This window comes from Marinobacter sp. 2_MG-2023, from assembly GCF_030546935.1.
Lineage (GTDB): Bacteria > Pseudomonadota > Gammaproteobacteria > Pseudomonadales > Oleiphilaceae > Marinobacter.
Genome location: NZ_JAUOPH010000006.1, coordinates 173,305 through 192,701 on the forward strand (window position 1 = coordinate 173,305; position 19,397 = coordinate 192,701).

Annotated in this window: 14 protein-coding genes; 4 read left to right on the forward strand and 10 right to left on the reverse strand. The window is 50.7% G+C overall.

Features of this window, described 5'->3' with window-relative positions:
* Window positions 1-125: 125 nt before the first annotated feature.
* The 6 genes from Q4501_RS16250 to cysQ all read right to left on the reverse strand — a co-directional run bounded on the left by Q4501_RS16250 (window position 126) and on the right by cysQ (window position 7,651).
* Window positions 126-1,088 (reverse strand): Wzz/FepE/Etk N-terminal domain-containing protein, encoded by a 963-nt coding sequence (locus Q4501_RS16250; RefSeq protein WP_303597311.1) that lies wholly within the window; start codon window positions 1,086-1,088, stop codon window positions 126-128.
* Window positions 1,088-3,664 carry an SLBB domain-containing protein gene (locus Q4501_RS16255; protein WP_303597312.1) on the reverse strand — a complete coding sequence of 859 codons (2,577 nt, stop codon included), beginning with the start codon at window positions 3,662-3,664 and terminating at the stop codon, window positions 1,088-1,090. Before Q4501_RS16255 ends, Q4501_RS16250 begins: the two co-directional genes overlap by 1 nt.
* Window positions 3,665-3,721: 57 nt before the next feature.
* Entirely contained in the window at window positions 3,722-5,212 is a 1,491-nt protein-coding gene (locus Q4501_RS16260; RefSeq protein WP_303597313.1) for a capsule assembly Wzi family protein, read from the reverse strand.
* Window positions 5,213-5,432: 220 nt separating this feature from the next.
* Window positions 5,433-6,224 carry a Wzz/FepE/Etk N-terminal domain-containing protein gene (locus Q4501_RS16265; RefSeq protein ID WP_303597314.1) on the reverse strand — a complete coding sequence of 264 codons (792 nt, stop codon included), beginning with the start codon at window positions 6,222-6,224 and terminating at the stop codon, window positions 5,433-5,435.
* Between the two features lie 133 nt (window positions 6,225-6,357).
* On the reverse strand, window positions 6,358-6,837 hold the full coding sequence (gene rfaH, locus Q4501_RS16270; protein ID WP_303597315.1) for a transcription/translation regulatory transformer protein RfaH: 480 nt from the start codon (window positions 6,835-6,837) through the stop codon (window positions 6,358-6,360).
* A 46-nt stretch (window positions 6,838-6,883) separates the two neighbouring features.
* Window positions 6,884-7,651 carry a 3'(2'),5'-bisphosphate nucleotidase CysQ gene (cysQ, locus tag Q4501_RS16275; RefSeq protein WP_303597316.1) on the reverse strand — a complete coding sequence of 256 codons (768 nt, stop codon included), beginning with the start codon at window positions 7,649-7,651 and terminating at the stop codon, window positions 6,884-6,886.
* 150 nt (window positions 7,652-7,801) lie between these two features.
* Here cysQ and Q4501_RS16280 point away from each other — a divergent pair, with 150 nt between their 5' ends.
* Together Q4501_RS16280 and Q4501_RS16285 are read left to right on the forward strand one after the other, a co-directional pair.
* Window positions 7,802-9,163, forward strand: coding sequence for an MBL fold metallo-hydrolase (locus tag Q4501_RS16280; RefSeq protein WP_303597317.1), 1,362 nt, complete (start codon window positions 7,802-7,804; stop codon window positions 9,161-9,163).
* Window positions 9,160-11,364 (forward strand): mechanosensitive ion channel domain-containing protein, encoded by a 2,205-nt coding sequence (locus Q4501_RS16285; protein ID WP_303597318.1) that lies wholly within the window; start codon window positions 9,160-9,162, stop codon window positions 11,362-11,364. Before Q4501_RS16280 ends, Q4501_RS16285 begins: the two co-directional genes overlap by 4 nt.
* Before the next feature lie 88 nt (window positions 11,365-11,452).
* Here Q4501_RS16285 and Q4501_RS16290 read toward each other — a convergent pair whose 3' ends face one another.
* From Q4501_RS16290 to Q4501_RS16305, 4 genes are all read right to left on the reverse strand, one after another.
* Window positions 11,453-12,925, reverse strand: a complete 1,473-nt coding sequence (locus Q4501_RS16290; protein ID WP_303597319.1) for an O-antigen ligase — start codon at window positions 12,923-12,925, stop codon at window positions 11,453-11,455.
* 51 nt (window positions 12,926-12,976) lie between these two features.
* Window positions 12,977-13,423, reverse strand: coding sequence for a pilin (locus Q4501_RS16295; protein ID WP_303597320.1), 447 nt, complete (start codon window positions 13,421-13,423; stop codon window positions 12,977-12,979).
* A gap of 129 nt (window positions 13,424-13,552) precedes the next feature.
* On the reverse strand, window positions 13,553-15,232 hold the full coding sequence (locus Q4501_RS16300) for a PglL family O-oligosaccharyltransferase (RefSeq protein WP_303597321.1): 1,680 nt from the start codon (window positions 15,230-15,232) through the stop codon (window positions 13,553-13,555).
* A 354-nt stretch (window positions 15,233-15,586) separates the two neighbouring features.
* A complete protein-coding gene (locus Q4501_RS16305) occupies window positions 15,587-16,045 on the reverse strand; it encodes a pilin (protein ID WP_303597322.1) in 459 nt (152 codons plus the stop codon).
* A 387-nt stretch (window positions 16,046-16,432) separates the two neighbouring features.
* On the opposite strand from Q4501_RS16305, the gene pilB reads away from it, so the two are divergent.
* Complete coding sequence (pilB, locus tag Q4501_RS16310; RefSeq protein ID WP_303597323.1) at window positions 16,433-18,148, forward strand: type IV-A pilus assembly ATPase PilB; 1,716 nt, start codon at window positions 16,433-16,435, stop codon at window positions 18,146-18,148.
* Between the two features lie 2 nt (window positions 18,149-18,150).
* Complete coding sequence (locus Q4501_RS16315) at window positions 18,151-19,371, forward strand: type II secretion system F family protein (protein ID WP_303597324.1); 1,221 nt, start codon at window positions 18,151-18,153, stop codon at window positions 19,369-19,371.
* Window positions 19,372-19,397: the final 26 nt, after the last annotated feature.

A 19,397-nucleotide genomic window follows, 5' to 3' on the forward strand; every position in this document is an offset into this window, starting at 1 on the left:
ATAAACTAAAGCATAGACACTAATACTTGGTAAGGTTTAGGTAATTTAATATAATGCCGCGCGCGCCCCAAAAGAATTGGAAACCTTTAAACGCATAACATTTCGTTCAACAGGTTTGAGGAATCTTATTCTTTTTCTAGAGCTACTGTCTTTTGGGTGCGAATAGAAGTGCCTAAAAATACAACAAAGATCCCGAGCATCCCACCCAAAATCATGGCAGCTACTGCTATAAGCACACGTTTTGGGTCGCTCTTTTCTTGGGGAACTACCGCCGGGTCTATAGTTTTAAAAACATACTCACTCTGGGCATTAGCTAGCATCACAGTACGGGTTTCATTTTCTATTAGCTGATAAAATACCTGCTGCATTCCCGCAATATTAGTTTCACGAAGTTTTCCCTCCAAGTACGCAATTCGTGCTTCTGCCTCTTGTACATCTCGGGAGCGCATATGTTCATTGATATCATCTATTAATTTCTTAACCCACTCTTTTGCTGCGGTCGGTGATTGACTTTTCATTTTGACGGTTACCATATTGGTTTCGTCATTGCTGGAGATACTTATATGCTCCTTGAAGGTTTTCACTATATCCCAGTCCGTTGGCTCTAGGCTTTCGCCTTCATCATCTACGAGCCACTTTTCTTCCTTCGGGTTATAGATTGTTGTATCGATGATCCAACGTTTACCTTCGATATCCCACGCTTCAGCGGCCATAAGCGGAACCACTAGGCTGTGACGATGAATAAAGCTAGTCAAAAATACCCGAGACAGCAGCACCTCTTTAGCCATAATCGTTTGGTTGGCCCCAACGCCGCCCATATTGATTCCAGCCAAGCTGGCGAGACCACCGAGTTGACCACTTATGCGACCTGCGCTGCCTTCATCCTGAGCCGGAGCCAAAAGCACACTAGCCTCATAGATATTAGGCTTACTCACCGCATAGAAGATACCGGCGGCAGTAAATACAATGCTAAAAAGTATGACGACCCATTTGCGGCCCCACAGAGTAGCCAAAAGGTCACGAATGTCTATTTCATCGTCAGAGTGGTAAGTTTGTTTTTGTAACTGATTCACGCTGGGGTTACTCATCACAGATTCCCCACTGCAGCAGCACCCAACGCCATCTGATAGACAATCTGGCTTACGTTAGTCCAAAGCTCCAGCTGATTCAGGCGATCCACGTCAATCGGCATGATAACCGTATCACCAGGCTGCAGCTGCTGACTCCGACCACCAAACCATGCGCTTTTTTCAGGCAACATTACCGAGCCGTCTGCTTTTACCACATACACGCGGTTCTCGTCCGCTTGGCGAGTAGGTCCGCCAGAACGTTCCAGGTAGTCGTCTACCGTCAAACCTGCCGAGTGCAGATGGCTTGTGGGGAATTGTACCTCGCCGAACACACTCACAGCCTGTGGAATGGTTGGGATATTTAAAGAATCACCATCCTGAAGGCGAATAGATTGGTAACTGCTATCTTCGAGAACTGAGGCAAGATCAATAACCATGCGCCCTACCGGGCGGCTGCTCTGTACATCGTCCAGTAGCCCCTGAACCTGCTCCACTCGCTGTGCATTTTGGCCACCGAAGTTGTCACCATCCAGCTGAACCCCCAACAGATCCCCTTGGAGTCGTTCTTCAGCTTCCCGAAGGCGCTGAGCTTCCAGCTCACGCAACTTTTTACGGGTAAATACCGCGCCCTGCGGGAAGGCATTGCTGGTAAGCCCTCCTGCACGCTCAAGCACGTCCACCAGCGTCTCGCCGTCGCTGAATGTGTACTCACCTGGATAAACTACTTCACCTCCCAGTTTTATCGTACGTGTGGCGCCGAACAGAGGGATGGACCTGACCATCAGGCGATCACGGCTTTGCAGCTGTATCTCCGTTTCGTCGTTCATTGCATCAGCTAGGCTGACGGTACGGAGCTGGGTTTGCTCTACTCCATCAACACTCAGGTTTCGACGGGCCAACTCCGCATCTAACATCAGTGCAGAATCCGTCAACCCGCCGGCCATAACAATGGCATCTTTCACTTTTCCTGTTGCCGGCAGGGGATATTCGCCCGGGTAACGAACCGGCCCACTGATGGTCATTGTCTGTTGAGGCGCTAGCGGCGTAGCCTGAGCCTTTAAACGTCTTACAACGGGACTGAAAAGTACATCGCGACGGAAACGCTGAGGATCTTTTTGCGCATTAATACGGTCTTGGCCCATTCCGGACCCACTCCCCACAGTGGCCTGTTCACGGAAGCTTTCTTTAAAATTGCCCTTACCCTCATCCGAAAACACTAAAATCTGGTCTTTCTCTTGCAGTACCAGGTCTTCTTCACCGCCGGGGCTGGCTAAGGCAGCTTTAAGCTCAAGGCTAAGCACGGAAATTTTTTGGGACTCAGGATTTGTCCTGACCAAAGCCGCAAAATTCGTGTCTGCAATTGGCAACAAATCTGCGTCCAGATTTCGGATTATGGAGCTCACCCGCATCCCAGGTACCCACGCAAACTTGCCCTCCCGGGTTGCCGCACCGGTTATTTCAACATACTGGCCGGTTACATCCGCGATAGATGCAACTGAAACTCGGTCACCGGGTCTAACCTTAGCGCGCTTGCCCTGGTCATTCGTGAGGTCGGCTTCCGCGATCACGCGAAGATAATCCTGGTTCGTACGTTCGATGCGCGTTATTTGCGGATAGGCTTGAGAGGTGAGACCTCCAGCCAGATTTACCAAGCCGTCTAACGTGGTGGAGTTTTTAATTTCGTAAAGCGCTGGGCGATAGACTTCTCCATCAATCCCTACCCGGGGGCCTACAGCCGGAATAAATACTGCGTCTCCGGGCTGAAGGCGTATATCACCGCTGGTATCGCCTTTCAGCAGCAGGTCGTAGAGATCCAACGTGCCTACAACCTTCCCGTTACGCTTCAGCTGTATATTGCGCAAAGACCCAGTGTGGCGAACGCCGCCCGATACGTAAAGGGCGTTGGTTATGGTGGATAGCGAGCTGACACTGAAGGACCCTGGCGTGCGCGCCTCTCCAAGCACGAACACTCGCATGCTGCGCAACTCTCCGAGAGACACAGCCGCTTTTACACCAATGTACTGCTCTGCAACCAACCGGCTGATTTCTTCTCTGATTTGCTGAAAGCTCATGCCCGCGACATTGACGGGCCCTCTTTCTGGCATCTCGATGGTGCCATCGCGAGAAACAACCAAAGATAGCTGACGATTCTCATTACCCCAAAGCTGAACTTTCAATTCGTCACCAGGGCCCAGCGTATAATTTGCTGGCACCGGAATCTCAGTTACCGGCGCAAAGGTGCTGGGCTTGCCCTCAAACAACTCGTAGCCGAATGGCTTCAGGCCATTGTTCTTAGTGCTGAACGCTTGCTCTTCTTTTGAAGGCTTGCTCTTCCCCTCGTTCTCGCCCCCCCCTTGCTCCGAGCCTCTCTCAAGGGGCTCAACGACAGAGATGTCTCGGTTTACATTTGACTGAGACTGCGACGTTCCGCTTTGAACCTCATCCAGGTCCACCCCATATTGGCGAGCCAACGCTTCCTGCTGGGCTTTGGGTAGAGATTTAAACTGCTGGATTTGGGCAGGTGTTATCGATTGAGCAGCAACACCGAGAGGCATGAGTAATGCCAAAGAACAGAGGAAACTCTTAAAGTTCACAGCGGGTATCCAGTATATGTTTAAAAAAGTTTGAAGTTATCAATCAGATTAAGTTTGTCAGAAACGGTATCGCCAACTCGCGCCAACAGACCACTGGCCTGCTTCATTCTCTGCCGGATTAATCAGCTCAAGTTTTTTATCGGCAAACTGAGCGCTTAGGTCCAGCCAGCCACTTAAAAACTCTGTGCCATAGCCAACTTTTGTGATCACTTGTTTGGCATTTTCAGCCGGGACCATCAACTTGATGTCTTCATCAACCACCGGTGTCCGGCTTATTCCGTCTTTGTTGAATTCGACAAAACTCAAGCTGGCCGACAGGTTGCGACCGTCGTCAAAGAAGTGGAAGCCACCTAGCGTAATGGCTTCGGCATCGCCACTGAAGCTAGCGCCCATGGTTCGGCCGTAATAGCGATAGCCACTATTGTAACGAGAGTGGTCGTAGGTGATGTTGGGCATGGCGTCGCCCAAAAAGTCATCAGCAAGGGTGTTGGCGTACTCTATAAACCACTGCTGCTCGCCGCTTAGCATCTGGCTCGTCCAATCGGTGCCCAGAAGCCAGGATTTGCGTGCGGGAAAAGCACCGGCTTCGTCTTCACCCATCATCTGGCCATAGACACCCATCGCTTGCTTGCCAATTGCAAAACCATAACGCGCATCTATGCTGGCAAGCTGGTTGCCCGGGTCGTCTTCTTCCAGCTGGCCGTTATCTTTTCCGATCAGCGCATTCCAGACTGTAGAAGCACCCTCAGGTCGACCTTCCCCACCGAGCATAATCGCCCGGGAAAAGCCCAACTCCAGCCCATTCAGCGGGCGAAGATTCAGGCGCATACCGATTAGCTTTGCTTCCGGTACTGTGCGTTCTTTTTCATACTGCCCGGCAAATACTGTGAATTGCCAGGGACCAACCCAGTTCAGCCAACGACTCTCAGGGGCTGAGGCGTCTTTTCGGTTCAGCCATACTGAGGGCATTGGCCGGGCGTTGTTGGATAAAATAAGGCTCGATTGCCAACCCGGCCCCCACCAGTGATCAATAGCACCCGCACCAAACACCCAGTTACCTGCGGTCGCGGCGAGATAGGAGCCATCCAGGCGAAAGCTCTCATCATCATCGGGATTATGGGCGTAAGCCGGGCTGATTCCGAAGGCCCAGTTCTGCCCCTGCCATTGCACGTCAAGTTTCGCGGTCGCCTCAGACATTGGGCCGCGATCGAAACCCTGAACCATTGACACTTCATTTGTGCCAGAGAGTTCAAACTCAGTACGAAAACCAGGTGACGCTTGCTGGCTCCGCTCAAACTCAAGGTAATGGCGTGCGAGCCCAGTGGCGGGGTCAGAATTGTTTTCTGACTCACTCAACCCACTGGTTATCGAGCCCCACATGATTGGCCAACTTGTGACAGGGCGCTGAAGCTGACCGCGATCAGCGAGCTTCTGGACAGCATATCGGGCACGTACATCACCTGGCTCAAGCCATGGTGCCGCTTTCGTTACAGTGCTCGTCAGGCACGCTACCGCCCCACCGACCAACGCCCAGTGTTTTAAGGTCATAGAAGTAAATTGCCTGCAATGACAGGAAAAAAACGAGAAGGGGAAAACACGCTCCCGACTGCATCCCTGTCAGTATGTGAATACTCCAAGTCTGAAGCGGGGCAATTCTACGGCATCGTATGTGACATTCAAGTGACAAAAAGTCTGACACATGTGAGAAATGAATGCGGAAGCGTCAAAGGCTGTGAAAGCATCAGAAGTGCATCTAATTCAAATAAGATCAGCCAGCACCCTCACCAGCGCTCTCAGTTGCTACCTGCTCTCTTACCGAGGCCACAAACTCGCTCATAAAGGCCAAAAAAACGCCCAACATACTGCCGAGCAACACCGCCAACACAGCGATGAGACTGCGTTTAGGGGCTACTTTTTCGGCACTTTGACGGCTGGTAACTAGTACCTCAACTCCCTGTAGGCCCTCAAGCCTACCCTCAAGCTTTGAACGCCGCTCTATGGCACCGGCGATAGCTTCACCAGCATCTTTTTCACCTTTCAATGTCTCAACAGCGCTCTCGACAGATTCGATCTGTCGCTGCAAGCTCTGCCGTTCGCTCTTGATCAATACATCCTGGTCGTCTTTAACGCTGTTTATCAGGGCACTGTGGGCAGCGCTAACCGCCTGACCTTCGCCCTTTGTCGTAATGCTTTCAAAACGAATAAGACCGGTGCTTTCGGGATTGTTGAAAACCACATCGAAGGGCAGCTTTCTGCCGTGCTCTTCGCGATAACGCGTCTGCACTTCTGGCAACCAACGGCTCTCCAGCGTTGCAATAGTTGTCTCGGGAGGCTGCACAAATTCCTTGCTGTCTTTTTGCGCGATCTGAACAAGGCTAACGTATTCGAACTCGTCCGGCATCCACAGCGCGTACCCCAAGCCAACTAAGGTGACGAAAATAAACACCACATAAAAAACCCGGCGCCTGCGAACAAACGTTGCAACCAGGTCAACCAAGCTGATTTCATCGGAATAATCTGGCCGCTGACCGGCCGGGGGCGTGTTTTGCATCTCATTCATTAAATTGTAACCTGGAGCACGTATTTTGTAATGGGAGCGAACAATCCTGCGAGAACTGGTTCAGCGCCAATAGACTTACTAGCCTACAGTGTAGACCTTATTATTTACGTTAATACCCAGTAAGCCTTCCGGACTAGTGCCTTATGGCCGAAACCGACACCTTCACTGATTGTTGTTTCTGCATAAAGCTGATCAACACAATAGCCCGCTCTTCACCGTCATAAGCCTGAAAAACTGCGTTGATGCCCTCGAACGGGCCTTCGCTTAGCTGAACGGCCTCTCCAGGTTTCAGCCCGCCATGCTGTTGAACCGTATCGAGGCCCTGTTTAACTTGCTGGATCACCTCATCAGAAATGGCTGCCGGCTTATTAGCGAAGCTGACGACGCGCAGCACGCCGCGGGTTGAGCGTAGCTTTGCCCAACATGGATCGGTTTGCTCCAGTTGCACAAAGAGGTAACCAGGAAAAAGCGGCTCAAGTTTTATAGACCGCTTTCCAGCTTTTATTTTTTCCACCTGAATTTTCGGGTAAAAACAGGTCATCTCCTGATTTTGCAGATGCGCCAATGCGCGATCACCTTGGGCAGGCTTGTGCTGCAGCGCGTACCAAGTCATACGATTCCGTAGTTAATTTATGGTGAGCGGAAACCCTAAATGCGTATCAAAAATACCAGTTTCCTGCAGCAATAAAATACGGATTTAACACATCCTCTTTGCCATACCTCAGGGATTCGCCATCCATAGTGTTCACATTGCCGCCCGCCGCAAGCAACACTGCATGGGCTGCGGCCGTATCCCACTCACTGGTAGGCCCCATGCGCGGATAAAGATCGGCGTGGCCTTCGGCTATGCGGCAAAGTTTCAGGGAGCTGCCAGCCTGAATCGTTTTGTGGGCTCCAAGTGCTCGAATAAAGTCGCGGGTCTCATCATTCATGTGGTTTTTGCTGGCGACAACTCGCTTGGTCGCCGGGGGCTCCGCAACGCGGATACGGTGAACCTGCCCGGTTCGGTCACGCTTATGAGCGCCTTCACCCTTTATTCCCCAAAAAGCTTCTTTCAGTGCAGGGGCTGTAACCACACCCATTACCGGCACTCCGTCTTCAATCATGGCAATATTCACCGTGAACTCGCCGGTACGCTGGGTAAACTCTTTGGTGCCATCAATCGGATCAACCAGCCAGAACCGGCGCCAGTGCTTGCGCTCTTCCCAACTAGCCTGCATACCCTCTTCGGAGAGGATTGGGATGTCCCGACTTATGTTACGGAGACCTTTTACTATAATCTCGTGGCTCGCAACATCCGCAGCGGTGATAGGTGATTCATCTTCCTTGTAGCTCACCCTGAAATCAGACTGGTAGATATGAAGAACTTTGGTGCTGGCTTCATCCGCTACTTTAATAACGTCCGGGAGTATTGAGCTATAGTGCATGCCATGGATCCTGCTTCGATAAAGTTTCTGGATAGTAGCAAATATTAACAGCTGACCGTACTGAGGCTTTTCTGCAGGGTAGCTTTCAGGCAATCTTGTAGAACTCACTTCAAACGCACCTAACCCACCTGCTCATAAGGTCTTTCGTGTATGAAACTTCGTTTCCTCGGCGGTACCGGCACGGTAACTGGCTCACGCTACCTGCTTTCCGATGACAAGCATCGCGTATTGATCGATTGCGGTATGTACCAAGGCGTTAAAACCCTTCGTAGACGAAACTGGTCAAAGTTCCCTGTAGAGCCCAGTACCATTGATGCAGTCGTTCTTACTCATGCCCACATAGACCACTCTGGTTACCTGCCTGCACTGGTGAAAAATGGCTTCAAAGGCAAGATATACTGCACGAAGGGCACCCATGATTTGTGCAAAGTGCTGCTTCCGGATGCGGGTTATTTGCAGGAAGAGGACGCAAAATACGCTTTCCGGAAGAAATTTTCGAAGCATGCACACCCGGAACCGCTCTTTACGGTGAAGGATGCAATGGAAGCTCTGAAACATTTTGAACCCCTTCACTACCACGAAACCTTTGAGCCGGTGAAGAACTTTGAAGTCACCTTTACCCCTGCAGGACACATCCTGGGGTCTGCTTGCGTGCATGTTCACCACAAAGCTGATGATCGCACAGTGGTGTTCAGCGGGGATTTGGGTAGGCAAATTGACCCGATCATGCGTCCACCGGAGCCGATCAGCAAAACTGACGTGCTTGTGTGCGAATCAACCTACGGCGACAGGTTGCATGAGGAAACCGACCCGGAGACCGAACTTGCCGAGATCATCACTCGCACCGCTGGCCGTGGCGGCATCGTATTGATACCGGCTTTTGCTGTTGGCCGCGCACAGATGCTGCTCTACGTGATTCATAAAATCATGAAAGAAGGGCGCATTCCCAAACTCCCCGTGTTCCTAAACAGCCCCATGGCCATCAAAGCTACAGAAATATTTTGCAAGCATCATAAAGAACACAAACTAAGCGCCAGCCAATGCGAAATGATTGACGCTCATACCACGTTCGTCCGCACCGTGGATGAATCCATCAAGCTGGACTCCGCCCGCTACCCTTGCATCATCGTATCTGCCAGTGGCATGGCCAGCGGTGGGCGGGTCCTCCACCACCTGAAAACTCTGCTACCGAACTATAGAAACAGCGTCGTGTTCGCAGGCTTTCAAGCTCCAGGAACCCGGGGCGACCGGTTGGTAGCGGGTGTAGAGTCGGTAAAAATTCATGGAGAATACTGGCCCGTGAAAGCTGAAATTCATAACCTGGGCTCTCTCTCCGCTCACGGCGACTACAATGAAATTCTGCAATGGCTTGAACAGGGAACACTTAAGCCAGAAAAGGTTTATGTTACCCACGGCGAAATGCTGGCCAGCGACATCATGCGCAAGCGAATCCATGAAAAGTTCGGGTGGGACGCTGAGGTACCGGATTTGTTTGAAGAGGTTGAGATTTGAGGTTCACTGAGTACTTTTTCGGCTTTCTCCTTCTGTTTTCGGCAGCTAGCACTGTTCAGGCCCAACCCTTCACGCTTCCCGGTATTCCCGGGCTTTCGGGAGGGTCTTCTGAGCAAGCCGATGAACAGCAGGCGTCACCCGAACAACTGACGGAATCTCTTGAGGTCACTATCCAGGCTTTGCAGGATGACGAAAGTCGGCAGGCTCTCGTAGAACAACTCAAGGCACTCCAGCAGGGGCTGGTAGCGGAATCTTCGCAAACCGCACAAACGAGGGCCGGCGGAGAAGGTCTGCTGGGCGCTCTGGCGGTTCTGTTTGATGAAGCCGCCAACCCGGATAGCAATGCGGAATCACCACTTGGGAAGTGGAAAGCAAATTTCAGAAATGCCTACAGTGCGGCCGAAAAATTACTGGCAGGCGCATCGTTTCGAGTGCTTATGGAAACCCTTGCCGGACTCACCGCTTGGCTGTTCGCATTATGGGGTCTCTCGCGCCTGGCCCGCATGTTATACGCCTGGCGAGACTGGCCAGTAGAGATGCCGAGGCAACCTCGGCCCTGGATGCTGATAGCGCACCTGGCGCGGCGTCTTTTACCCTGGCTGATTACCTTTACCGCGCTCCTGGCGGGACTTCCCACGTTCGGCATGTCAGAAGGTGCTCAAACCACCGTTCTGATTCTTGCGTACGCCGCCCTGTGCGCCCGGGCACTGACCACATTCTTTGATGTAACCATCTCCATCTTCTCCAGCGGTCATCGCCAAACTGCCGTTCTGATACTACGCCGGCGAATTCTGGTGCCACTGTTCATCATAGGCGCGCTTTTCGCTCTAGAAGATGCCCTGGGCACCGCCGAGCTCACCTCGCAACTCGGCACAGAACTGGCCAGCGCCCTCGCCCTGATATTCAGCATAGTCGCGGCTCTGCTGAGTTTTTTCCTTATTATTCGAAACCGTCGCCCCGTCACTCATCTGATTCGCAATCGTCCCTATAAACAACGCAAGAATCAGGGTGTCGGGCGCGAAGTGACAGCTTTGCTGGCGAGGCTTTGGCATATCCCAATGCTGCTCGCTATCAGCGCCTCGGTGGTAGCGGTTTTCGCAAATGGTGGAGAGGCTGATGAGGCCCTGGGCAGAGCAATGATCTGCGCGTTACTGCTTGCGGCCACACTGGCCATCCAGGGTTTGTTCGGCATTCAGGAAAACAGCCCCAAGCATCGGGCCCTCAGTAAATTCAGCCAAAGATTAGTGCGTTTTGGATACCGCTTGCTACAGATTGCTGCATGGATGGCGTTTTTTGAGCTGATTCTCCAGACCTGGGACCTATCATTACTCGGTTTGGGCGAAAAACCACCGATCAGTGTCGGCCTGACGAACAGCCTGATCGGTATAATTCTCACATGGTTAATCGCCAGCATTGCCTGGATCTTTGTTGACGAACTGCTGGAAAGGGCACTACGCGAGGGCGATCGAAAGAAAAGAATCAATCCAGCAAGGGCCCAGACAATTGTTCCCATCGCCCGGAACACTCTGCTGATTACCATCATCGTTGTAGGGATATTTGTAGGCCTATCCACATTAGGCGTGGACGTAACGCCCCTTCTGGCCGGTGCGGGCATAATCGGCCTCGCAGTCGGTTTCGGCGCCCAGACGCTAGTTCAGGATTTGATCACTGGCCTGTTTATTGTGGTTGAAGATTCCATGTCGGTCGGTGATTTCGTAGAAATCAACGGCTTCATGGGCACAGTGGAAGGGTTCAACTTACGAACTGTTAGGTTGCGGGACCTAGAAGGTGTTGTTCATCACATCACCTTCAGCAAAATCAGCTCCATTCACAACATGTCGCGCCAGTTTGGTATCGCGCTGATCAAAATCCGGATTCCCCGTGAACTGCCTATTGATGACGCAATACTTCTGATGGAAGAAACCGCAGAGGAACTGCGGACGCAGCCGGATATGCGCTGGCTGATCTGGTCACCGCTTGAGATGCAGGGAATTCATTCTTTTGAAGAAGGTTGCCCGGTATTGCGGATGCGGATGCGCACCAAGCCGGAGTGCCAGTGGGATGTTTCTCGGGCGTTTAACTTGCTGCTGAAGCGGAATATGGAGGAGCGGTATATTGATGTTGCTGCGCCTAGGATTAGTGTTGAGATGAATGGGGAGGGTGGTGCCGGAGCACCGCTAATAGAACGCAAGGCGAGATGATTATACTCAACTAGCAGGCTTGAATGTACGTTGGCTGCATAAAGCTCCCACCAACTATTCTTAACCGCTTCATGAGCATCAGTTGCCACTAAGGCATCTGACTCGAGTGACGGGGAAAATTTCCGTGAAGCCAAAATCGCGGCATTGTTCCAGCAGGCACATTCTCGAAATAGAATTCTCGATCCGTTTCCATGGCCCTGTGATAGTTCTCGACCTCATTCAGCCAGCATAGGCAACATAGGCCGATTAGAAGCCCAGCAAAAATGGCTGTTCCAGCCCTTGCTTTAGGAAACCTGGTGGCAGACGAACTCGATCCAGTGGCAAGCAATGACCAGAATACACTGAGCACCAGAAAACCGGTCAGCATTGAGCCAGGAGCCATAAATACCGCAGAAACTCCAGCGTGAAGCAGGGCGGCTGCAACCGATGCGGTAAAGGCAGCCAGAGGCACAGCAAGGTCGCTATGCTCTCCCAAATGCACTTCTCTCCGTCGCTGCCATAAAAGTCGGGCCGCCTGACCAACCAATAACAGAAGAGCACCAATTAACACCCAACCATATTCAGCTGCCCACATTAAATACATGTTGTGGGGGTGACCGAACTTGGGAGACCGGCGGTAAGCTTCAGTAATAGCCTCATGCGTCACCCAGGATTGCGGTCCCATACCTAGGGGAAAGTTTTCGAGGCTCATGCGCCAAGCCTCGATAAATAATGGCATGCGCCCAGATGCATCCGCTTTCAACGAACGAATACTAACTTCGTCTAGTAATACCGAGGGGACCAATACTGAAAGCAACAACCATAAAATGATGCCATATGCCAGATAACGCAAAAATGTCTTCAGCCAGGGCAACGTCGGACGACCGATCAACAAAACCGCAACAAGCACCCCGAACCCAAGCCCCAACATCGTTCCTCGAGAGGACGAAAGAAACACAACCCACCACCAAATTGCCGCGCCCAGTGCAGTGAAAAATCGCCACAATCTCTGATTGCGCAGCGGCCCCACGAGGACAGCCAGTGGCAACAATGGCAGAAACCACGTTGCGATGTGGCTCCAATAGCGAATATTGACAAAGCCCCACGGAATAAAATCCGACAAGTTTGCTACTCGGTCAGAAAGTGCAAACAGGTACAGAGTTATAGTCGCGCCACCGTATAAAGAAGCCGAGGCAGCTGCAACACTAACCAAAACACCAACAAAGCACTGCTTATTCCTATCGCTTACAGCTAAAGTGCCCACCAAGACGAAACCTAGAAAGAACGCCGCATACAATCCAGGCTCGGCCCACCTAAAAGGTACCTCGTCAAACGGCAGTGCCAACAAACTAAACCCGCCCGCGACCAAGACAGCAGGCCATATGCGGTCGAATAGAGCCCAGCCATACCGATAAACCAACACCACCGCTGAAAAGCTAACCACCCCTGCCAACAGGTAAACCAATATAAATCGCTGCGAAGCATATGTATCGAATGGTAGTGACAAAAAATCTGCAAATAAAACGCAGGCGAACACGACAGCAACTAATAACCAAAGACCAGCATTCCAGACTTTTTGCATTACATACCCTAGCCAAGGATAAGAATAAAAGTTCGAATCAAACTGACATACTTACAATCGGCAGCCGGTCGGCAGATAGGACGACTTCCAGCTCGCTGCTATTGCTGTATTATCAACCACGCACTCCCACCTGCCAGCAGCATCGCGATTAAAGCGCAGAATCAAACCTGTCAATTTCGGGTGGGCAGTGCCACCCAGAGTCACTTGAAGCTGCCCCGATCCGTCAGGATTGAGCATGCCTATATTGATAGCCTGTTCGCCATCAGTAAGGTTTGACGGACTGTAGCCAATATCGCTATTTGTAACGCCTCCCCCGGAACCTGCGAGCTCTTCAAAAGGGGCTATATAGGCTGATAATTCCCCTACAGCAAGGTTTGTCTGGGTTTTTATTACGTACCCCTGGTAGGTAGGAACAGCAATGGCAGCCAATATGCCGATGATCGCTACGACGATCATCAGCTCTATCAAGGTAAAGCCGGCATTTTTAGTCATCAGCATTTAGGTTCTGGCAGTTAAGTTAAGTTATATTAAGCAATTTCGGAGCCAAAATACTGACTAAAAATGAGATTACCTCTAAAAGCCTTTATTGCCACACCCTTAGCAACGATCAAGCCTCACAACCAATGATCAGCGTTGCGACTCGAGATTCCTTTTTTTCATCGAAGGTACTGTCTCCCCCCATGGAGCAAGCCCTCTTTCAATACATTCCGCCAACCTGATCACTTCCGCAGGTTTCAATTTTTTAGACATCACCGCATGCTCCAACATGATCGGCGCCGATCTTGGATAACGATATGCTGTTTGCCTCCCAGCCTCGCAAGCATGCGCAACATCTCTTTTCAAGACCAACAACGAGTACTCACGCAGCAACACCAGATCGCGCGGCTGCCACGCCTTAATGCGCTGCACCTCTCTTAGCTGCCAATCTAAGCTGGACTCTTCCGGTGCAAAGTCGCGGTAGCGCCTCAATACTGCATAAGGCCCCATCAAACTATCATTCGCAAGCAGCGCCAGAGACTGGTATTCCTGGCCATCTGGCGACGGGTCAGCCGCTACTCGAACAATAGTGCGATACTGGCTACCAACATTCACCAAAAGCCCGAGTGTCATCAAGACAATCAGACCTCCTACCACCGGTTTCAAATAAGGAATTTCTGACTTAACTGCGTATGCGGGAAATAGCGGAGAAGTTAAACAACAAGTCAAAAATAAGAACCATGGATACCACAGAGGGAATTCAAGCAAACTGTGGATGAAAATGATCCCAAGAGCGCCAGTGACAAAAAAGGAGTCACTGTTTATAGGCTTCTTAAGAAGCCTCCAGCCAATTGCCCCACACAAGGTAATGAGAAGCATAAAGCCTAGCAAACCCAACTCAACAAAGACCATCGTAAACAGATTGTGGGAATGCAACCATATTACCTGCACGAGATCCTCAGGCCGTAGATCGAGATCTGCGTTTGCAGAGAAACGAGCGTAGTTTCCGGGACCCATACCAACAATCCAACCCTGAACCGACAATTCAGAAATTGAATTACCCAGCTTTCGGAATTCAGATAGCCTGGCAGCATCTTGGGAAATATCACGATCAGTTAGCGCTATACTTTCAGGCCGATCTAGCATGCCAAGGTCTGTCAACCAACCCCCAACAGGCTTATTGACCACCGGGACCACAAAAAAAAGGACAACAACCACCAAAAGGGCTAGCACCAATCTGCCCCTTATTGCCGAAGTTTCTGCCTTGCGCCAGACAGGAAACGAGCTAACAATAATGAGTGACACCAAGCCCGCGACATACAACCAAGACATCCTCGATGCTGCACACGCGATCACCCATCCGTATATAAAAATGGATATACTTAGCTTATAGGGGGCATTCCGCCAGTCAAATCGCCTAATACTCGCGAGCAAGCCCAACCAGACAGTCGTGCTGGTGAGATTTGGTTGGCCCCAAATCCCCCCTAAGCGGCCACGAGAAGGCTCCAACCCCGGTATCACGAATTGCAGCACTCCGTAATAACGAAGCAGGCTTAATACCGCATAAACCAATGCGCCGAGCCAGATCACTGCCACAAGCGCATTAATGTAACGATTCACACCCTCAGCTCGGATTAGCTCAGCAGAACCAAGGACTACCACTACACAAAAAGCGAGACTTATCAGGTACCAACGCCAAGTAGCTTCCAGCGAATAGCTGTTCAATGCAACTGACACTATCGTTACGAGAATAAGTGCAACAACGAAGAAAAGAACCGGGGACATAGTGAACTGGCGATCACGACTGAAGAGCAAGATACCGCCAGCCATGCTGCCTGCAACCAACATACTAAGCCCGTCAGCGGTAGCGGAATTCAGAGGGAATACGTTAAGAAAATTTATTGCGGGAATTAACACAAAAAGCACTAGCCCAAACCGAAACAACGATATAATTCGCAACCTCATCAATTTGGCCATCATAGGAGCCCATCCCTGTGCATATCGACTTTATTCTTGCATAAAAAATCTAACATTCGGATCGTGCAAAATTCTGCATGCGTATATCTTCTGCTCTTACTTACGATAACAAAAAAGTCCGAACTCGTAGGGAGTTCGGACTTTCTGATTTGGGCCCAAAAAGTTAAAAGACTTAACTTCACTTGCCCGCTTTAATCAAGCCAATCATCAGCTCTCGGCACAACCAGTCGGAATGAACTTCTCATCCGTATTAGTGCCCAATTCAACTCCGCATGACCAAGTGCCTTGGGCAGTACGGCTGATAGCGATTTTCGATCCCGCAACAGCTGTGCCAGCGTCGCCTCCTAGCGTACCAATAATTGAACCCGCACCAGTTGTAGCATCAAAAGATACCGCAGGACCAGCAGCGGTCAACAAGCTGGAGCTTGTGAAACCCAAAGAATCACCATCTGTAAGCGATGCCGCATTACCACGCATGAGGTTATCCTCGGCTGCGGTCTTGAGAGCAGACAGTTCACCGTATACGCGATTCATCTGCGAACGAGCGATATAATCCTGATACTGTGGGATAGCGATAGCCGCCAAAATACCAATGATCGCAACAACGATCATAAGTTCGATCAGTGTAAAACCCTTCTGGGCGTGATTAATTTTCATGCTTTGCATATTCGACCTCTACGATTGTCGTTGATCAACTCGATATGGCCCGGGGCCGGTGGAGACTTGCCCCGAAACCGGTTTTGTGAGCCTGACAAACTGAGAGCACTCTCCGTGCCAACTAAACAAAAAGATAAAAAATCTCATTAAATCAGTAATTTGAAAAAATCTGATATGAAGCGCCAGATTAACACAAGGAACTTAGAGGCGCTTTCCGTCATTCGCTGACAATATTTGTCACCCTAGTGCAGTGCTCATACGCTTTTTTGCAAGACCTCTCTCAATTGGCACGCCGAATCGAGTAAACACCTTTCCAAACCCACATCAGCCATCTAAACTCTCCTCAATCAACGATTCCCCGTTTCAGTCACTTAGGCGGCACTCCTTATACAGTTTATGGCTACTAACCAAACTAACATCACGCTCACCGGTCTGGCTCGGCGCTTTGTAGATGATGGGCTCCTTGAAGAAGCCATCGCCAAGGACGCCTTTGTTCAGGCCTCTCAGAACCGGATTCCTTTAATCACCTATCTTACCCAGAACAAACTGGCAGACAGTTCGAGACTTGCTTTTTCGGCCGCCATGGAGTTTGGGGTGTCTGTTATGGACCTCTCGGCATTCCTCCCAGAAATGATGCCGGAGAAGATAGTTGACGAAAAACTCGTACGAAAGCACAACGCCCTCCCCCTTTTCAAAAGGGGCAATCGCCTTTTCATCGCAGTTTCTGACCCCACGAACATTCAGGCTCTTGATGAGATAAAATTCAACACAGGCCTGAGCACAGATCCTGTACTGGTAGACGATGCAAGACTACGCGAAGCTATTGACAGGTACCTGGAATCCCATGACACCACCATGGGAGACCTTGACGATGCAGACCTGGAAGGCGTTGAGACGGAGGGTGGCGAACAGGAAGATGAAGGAGCCGTGTCTGCAAGTGACGTAGACGATGCCCCCATCGTAAAATATGTAAATAAGATGCTGCTGGACGCCATTCGCGGAGGCGCTTCGGACGTACACTTTGAGCCCTATGAAAAAACCTACAGGGTGCGCTATAGAACCGACGGCATGCTGAAGGAAATGTCTCGCCCTTCAATTAAACTTGCACCCAAGATTTCGGCGCGCATAAAAATCATGGCTCAACTGGACATTTCCGAGCGCCGAGTACCCCAGGATGGTCGAATCAAGATGAAGCTATCCAAAACAAAAGCCATTGATTTTCGGGTTAACACACTCCCGACTCTCTGGGGCGAAAAAATTGTTCTCCGGATCCTGGATCCTAGCCAGGCTAAGCTGGGGATTGACGCGCTCGGTTACGAGGAAGACCAAAAACAGCTTTACTTGGATGCATTAGCTCAGCCACAAGGCATGGTTCTGGTCACTGGCCCAACAGGCTCGGGTAAAACCGTATCTTTGTATACGGGCCTGAACATCCTTAATACCGAAGACATCAACATCTCAACCGCGGAGGATCCAGCCGAGATTAACCTCGAAGGGATTAACCAGGTCAACGTAAACAACAGGGTTGGGCTGGGTTTCGCGGAAGCCTTGCGCGCCTTCCTCCGCCAGGACCCCGATGTCATCATGGTAGGTGAGATCCGGGACCTGGAAACTGCCAATATTGCTATCAAAGCAGCGCAGACCGGTCACATGGTTCTTTCCACCCTGCACACCAATAGCGCGCCGGAAACCCTTACCCGGATGATGAACATGGGTGTTCCCGCCTTCAACATTGCAACATCGGTTAGCCTTATCATTGCCCAGCGCCTTGGCCGACGCCTGTGCAATGCCTGCAAACAGCCCGGCGACGTGCCAAAAGACGTACTTTTGGCCGAAGGGTTCACACAGGAACAAATTGATACAGGGTTCAAGTTGTACCACCCCAAGGGCTGTGATAAATGCAATGGTGGGTATAAAGGCCGCGTCGGTATTTACGAAGTGGTCAAGATTACTGACAAGCTGGCAAGCATGATTATGGAAGAGGCCAGCTCTATTAAAATTGCAAAGCAGGCTGAGGCCGAAGGCTTCCGAAATTTACGCCAATCCGCACTTATGAAAGTGATTGAAGGCGTAACCAGCCTTGAGGAAGCCAACCGCGTGACGAAGGATTAAGCATGGCAGAAAAAGCACAAAAGCTGGAATCGTATATCTGGGAAGGTAAAGACCGGAAAGGCAACAAGTCCAAAGGTGAACTTACTGGGTCCAATTTGTCCCTGGTTAAAGCCCAGCTACGCAAACAGGGGATCATTCCGGACAAGGTCAAGAAAAAGCCAAAACCTCTGTTTGGTGGAAGTAAAAAAATCACACCCTTCGACATTGCCATGCTAACCCGGCAACTGGCGACGATGATGAAAGCAGGGGTGCCCCTGGTTCAGAGCTTCGACATAGTTACCGATGGCCTTGAGAACAAAGGATTGCAGGACTTGGTAATGGCAATCCGAAATGACATTGCTTCCGGCACCAGTTTTGCCGGGGCTCTTCGCAAGCACCCCAAGCACTTTGATGACCTTTACTGTAATTTGGTGGATTCAGGCGAAAAAGCCGGTGCCCTGGAGAAGATGCTGGATCGTATCGCCACTTACCTTGAGAAAACTGAATTGCTCAAGAAAAAAGTCAAAAAGGCAATGACTTATCCAATTGCGGTTGTTGTTGTAGCTATCGTTGTGACAGCAATCCTTCTGGTCAAAGTTGTTCCGCAGTTTGAAAGCCTGTTTCAGGGCTTCGGCGCAGAACTTCCTGTATTTACGCAGATGGTCGTAAGACTTTCGGAATGGATGCAGTCATGGTGGTTTGTAGTGTTATTGGGCATAGTTGGAACAATATTCCTGTTCAAAGAAGCCAACCGACGCTCACAAAAATTCTCAGATTTTATTGATAAATACGTCCTAAAATTGCCTGTCGTTGGTGAAATTCTGGATAAGTCAGCGGTTGCCAAGTTTGGTCGGGTGCTGTCCACTACCTTCGCGGCAGGTGTGCCCCTTGTAGATGCGCTGGACTCTGTTGCTGGCGCGACAGGAAACGCCGTGTATAGGGACGCCATTCAACGCATCAAAACCGATGTCTCCAGCGGTACCCAGTTACAGGCTTCCATGCGACAACAGGATATATTCCCTGTTATGGCTGTGCAGTTAACAGCTATTGGCGAAGAGTCAGGCAATCTGGATGAGATGTTGGAGAAAGTCGCCGAGCATTATGAGGCAGTGGTCGACGATATGGTAGATAACCTGACCGCACTGATGGAGCCGATGATTATGTCTGTTCTGGGCGTGCTCGTGGGCGGTTTGATTATTGCAATGTACCTGCCAATCTTCCAGATGGGACAAGTTGTGGGCTAAAAGCCACTGTTCCCTCTCCCCGCACC